Origin of the sequence: Mycobacterium sp. E3339, assembly GCF_001666915.1 — a bacterium.
GTDB lineage: Bacteria > Actinomycetota > Actinomycetes > Mycobacteriales > Mycobacteriaceae > Mycobacterium.
The window spans coordinates 1-4,358 of sequence record NZ_LZIZ01000123.1 but is presented as its reverse complement, the minus strand read 5'-3'; the positions used below and the strand labels follow the sequence as shown (position 1 = coordinate 4,358).

Genomic DNA, 4,358 nt, shown 5'->3' with positions numbered 1-4,358 from the left:
CGACGACCGGGAATCGCTTGTGCGACAGATCGTTACGGTGGCCAACCTGCTTCGCGAGGACCGGCTCGTGATGTCGGTGCTGCACTCGGAGCTGGCGCCGATCTACATCACCGAGCGGCTCGGGACCAGCCAGCACATGCTGATCGACGCCCTCGCCGACCGGTTGCGGGTGGCCCAGCGCAAGGGCAGCGTCCGCGCCGGCGACCCGGTTCAGCTGGCGACCATGGTGCTGCTGATCGCCCAGTCGACCATCCAGTCGGCGCAGATCGTCGAGCCGCTGCTGGACGCCGACACGCTGGCCCGCGAACTCGCCTACTCGCTGAACGGATACCTGTCGTGATCGCCGATACCACCGCGCTGAACGCCGCCCGCCGGGCCGCCGACCTCACCGCGCTCGCCGACGGCGAGCCGCTGGACGTCGTGGTGATCGGCGGCGGCATCACCGGCGCCGGCATCGCCCTGGACGCCGCATCGCGGGGGCTGCGCGTGGCGCTGGTGGAAAAGCACGACCTGGCCTTCGGCACCAGCCGCTGGAGCTCCAAACTGGTCCACGGCGGCCTGCGCTACCTGGCGACCGGCAACGTGGGGATCGCCCGGCGCAGCGCCGTCGAACGCGGAATCCTGATGAGCCGCAACGCCCCTCACCTCGTTCGTGCCATGCCGCAGCTGGTCCCGCTGCTGCCGTCGATGAGCCGGGGAAAACGGGCGTTGGTGCGCGCCGGATTCCTGGCCGGCGACGCCCTGCGCATGCTCGCGGGCACGTCGTCGGCGACCCTGCCCCGCTCGCGCCGGATCGGTCCCGATCGCGTCGTGCGGATGGCGCCGACCGTTCGGCGAGACGGCCTGGACGGGGGATTGCTGGCCTACGACGGGCAGTTGATCGACGACGCCCGACTGGTCACCGCGGTCGCGCGCACCGCCGCGCAGCACGGCGCGCGGATCCTGACCTACGTGGCGGCCTCGCACGCCACCGGCACCTCGGTGCGGCTGACCGATCAGCGCACCGGGGAGGCGTTTGACGTTTCCGCCGGTGCGGTCATCAACGCCGCGGGGGTCTGGGCGGCCGAGATCGACGGCTTGCTGCGGCTTCGGCCCAGCCGCGGCACTCACCTGGTCTTCGATGCGGCCGCGTTCGGCAATCCCACTGCCGCGCTGACGATTCCGATACCCGGCGAGCTCAACCGGTTCGTGTTCGCCATGCCCGAGCAGTTGGGGCGGGTGTACCTGGGGCTGACCGACGAAGCCGCTCCCGGACCGATCCCGGACGTGCCCACGCCGTCGGCCGACGAGGTCACCTTCCTGCTGGACACCGTGAACACCGCGCTGGGCGTCGCGCTGGGCCCGTCCGACGTCATCGGCGCCTACGCGGGGCTGCGGCCGCTGATCGACACCGGCGAGGGCCGCACCGCCGACGTCTCGCGCGAGCACGCGGTCGTGGAGTCGGCGTCCGGGGTCATCAGCGTGATCGGCGGCAAGCTGACCGAATACCGCTACATGGCCCAGGACGTGCTGGACCGCGCGGTCAGCCTGCGGCGCCTGCGGGCCGCGAAGTGCCGAACCCACGACCTGCCGCTGATCGGGGCGTCCACCAACCCGGGGACGCCCGCCGCCGGCCCGGCCGTCGAGCTGCCGGCGTCGCTGGTGCAGCGGTACGGGGCCGAGGCGGCCAAGGTCATCGCCACCGCGACCTGCAAGCGGCCGACCGACCCGATCGCCGAGGGCATCGACGTCACAAGGGCGGAATTCGAGTACGCCATCACCCACGAGGGCGCGCTCGACGCCTCCGACCTGCTGGACCGGCGGACCCGCATCGGGCTGGTTGAGTCCGACCGGGAGCGCGCGCTGGCGGTGGCCCAGGAGTTCGTGGGGCAGTTCGGCTGAGGCTTCAGCATTCCGATAGTCAATGTTTAATGACATGGACTATCATTTTTGGCGTGACAACCACACGAATGCCCGTTCTCGTCGTCGGCGCCGGCGCCGGCGGCCTCGCGACCTCTGCGCTGCTGGCCAAACACGGCGTTCGCTCGCTGGTGGTCGAAAAGCGGCGCGAGGTGTTCATCTACCCGAAAGCCCGCAATCTGAGCTTCCGCAGCCTGGAGATCCTGCGCGGCCTCGGATTGGCCGACGAGGTCCACGCGATCGCCCACGGCGTTCCCGACATGCTGAGCAGGCCGACGCTCAACAGCGCCGAACAGCGACAGGCGCTCGACGTCAACGCGATCTTCGCGCCGTTCAAGGATCTGAGCCCGGAGCCCGGCGGCCAGTACTGCCCGCAGAGCGCCTTCGAACCGATCCTGCTCACCTACATCCGCCGGCACGGTGGTGAGGCGCGCTACAACACGGAGTTGGGCTCGTTCGACCAGGACGAAAGCGGCGTCACCGCGGTCATCCGCGATCGCGAGTCGGGCGCGACCGAGACGGTACGCGCCGACTATCTCGTCGCCGCCGACGGCGTGCACAGCCCGATTCGCGACGCGCTGGGCGTGAGCACCGCCGGCTACGGGGCACTGCCGATCTATGTCGTGTTCGTCTACTTCCGTGCGCCGTGGCGTCAATTCGCCCGCGACCTCGGTGCGGGCGACGGCATCCAAGTGAAAAACCCGGACGTGGAGGGCATCTTTCTGCCGGTGCGCGACGACTTCGGCATGTTCATCAACACCTACTTTCCCGCCCGCGGCGAATCCGCCGAACAGTTCACCGCGCAGCGGTGCCGCGAGATGCTGACGAAAGCGATCGGCGAGCCGATCGACGTGGAGATCATCGACGTCGCGCCGTGGCAGCCGTACGAGCGGGTTGCCGACCAATTCCGCTGCGGCAGAGTGTTTCTCGTCGGCGATTCGGCCCACACCATGCCGCCGTTCAAGGCTGGCGGGGCCAACACCGCCATCCAGAGCGCGCACAACCTGGCCTGGAAGCTGGCCGCGGTCTTGAACGGGAGCGCCGACCCGGCCTTGTTGGGCACCTACCATGCCGAGCGGCACCCGGTCGGGCGGTTCAACGCGCGCCAGTCGCTAACCGGGCCGTCGCTGGCTTTCCTGCGGTTGGACGATAACCGGCCGCTATTGCCACCAGACGAAGAGGCGCCGATGTTTGCGCTGCTGATCGGCTACCAATACCATTCGGCCGCAGTGATTTCCGACGATCCGGGTCCGCCCGATCCCGACACCGTGTCACTGGTCGAAGAATTGCGCGGCCAGCCCGGCACCCGCGTCCCGCACGTGTGGGTGCGCGAAGGCGTTTCGACGCTCGACCTCTTGGGTGGGGGGTTCACCGTGCTCACCGGCGACGAACGCTGGTGTGCCGCCGCGGCTTCGGTGTCGGTGACCGCGCACCGCATCGAGAGCGACGAGTGGGCTGCCGTCACCGGGCTTGCGCCCGAAGGCGCCCTGCTGGTGCGCCCCGACGATTTCGTCGGGTGGCGTGCCGAAGCCATGCCCGCGGACCCGGAAGGCGCGCTGCGCCAAGCGGTTACGGGGATCCTCGGCCGCTAGCCCTTACGCCGCGACCAGAAGGTGACCTACAGCGGGATGTTCTTGTGGCGGCCGCGGCGTGCCGGCGCCTGGGCCAGCGCCTCGGTGAGCTTGCTGCGGGTGTGCGAGGGGTCGATCTTCTCGTCCACCACGCCGATCTCGATGGCGCTGTCCACGCCACCGGCGATCTTCTCGTGCTCGGCGGCCAGCTGGTCGTGCAGCGCTTCGCGCTCGTGATCCGCCGCGGCGGCCAGCTTCTTCTTGTGCAGGATGCCGACGGCGGCCTTGGCGCCCATCACCGCGACCTCGGCGTCCGGCCAGGCGTAGACCTTCGTCGCGTTGAGCGACCGCGAGTTCATCGCAATGTAGGCCCCGCCGTAGGTCTTTCGGGTCACCAGCGTGACGCGCGGGACCGTGCACTCGCCGAAGGCGTGCAGCAGCTTGGCGCCGCGGCGCACCACGCCGCCCCACTCCTGGTCAACCCCGGGCAGGTAGCCCGGCACGTCGACGACCACGATCAGCGGGATGCCGAACGCGTCGCACAGCCGCACGAAACGCGCGGCCTTCTCGGCGCTTTCGGAGTTCAGGCAGCCGCCCAGTCGCAACGGGTTGTTCGCCAGGACGCCCACCGTGCGGCCGGACAGCCGGCCCAGGCCGATCACCATCGACGGCGCCCAGTTGGCCTGGAACTCGTCGAACGGGGTCTCGTCGTCCAGGATCGCGGTCACGATCGGACGCACGTCGTAGGCCCGCCGGGACGACTCGGGCAGCAGCGCGTGGATATCGGTGTCACCGGCCTCGGCCTTGGTGCGGTCGAAATGCCCCTGCTGGCAGAACAATCCGACCAGCCGGCGACCCCGCTCGTAGGCGTCGAGCTCGTCGTCGGCG

At 69.8% G+C, this 4,358-nt stretch carries 3 protein-coding genes and 1 pseudogene; 3 read left to right on the top strand and 1 reads right to left on the bottom strand.

Features of this window, described 5'->3' with window-relative positions; all coding sequences use genetic code 11:
* The 3 genes and pseudogenes from A5702_RS11140 to A5702_RS11130 form a co-directional block, all read left to right on the top strand.
* Positions 1-340: pseudogene (locus A5702_RS11140) on the top strand (TetR/AcrR family transcriptional regulator); the annotation flags it as partial.
* Positions 337-1,881, top strand: a complete 1,545-nt coding sequence (locus A5702_RS11135) for a glycerol-3-phosphate dehydrogenase/oxidase (RefSeq protein ID WP_068220638.1) — start codon at positions 337-339, stop codon at positions 1,879-1,881. The pseudogene A5702_RS11140 and the gene A5702_RS11135, both read left to right, overlap by 4 nt.
* Positions 1,882-1,910: 29 nt before the next feature.
* Complete coding sequence (locus tag A5702_RS11130; RefSeq protein WP_068220637.1) at positions 1,911-3,491, top strand: FAD-dependent monooxygenase; 1,581 nt, start codon at positions 1,911-1,913, stop codon at positions 3,489-3,491.
* A 26-nt stretch (positions 3,492-3,517) separates the two neighbouring features.
* On the opposite strand, the gene A5702_RS11125 is transcribed toward A5702_RS11130, so the two are convergent.
* On the bottom strand, positions 3,518-4,358 hold an 841-nt coding region (locus A5702_RS11125), incomplete at its 5' end, for a carboxyl transferase domain-containing protein (RefSeq protein WP_304440334.1).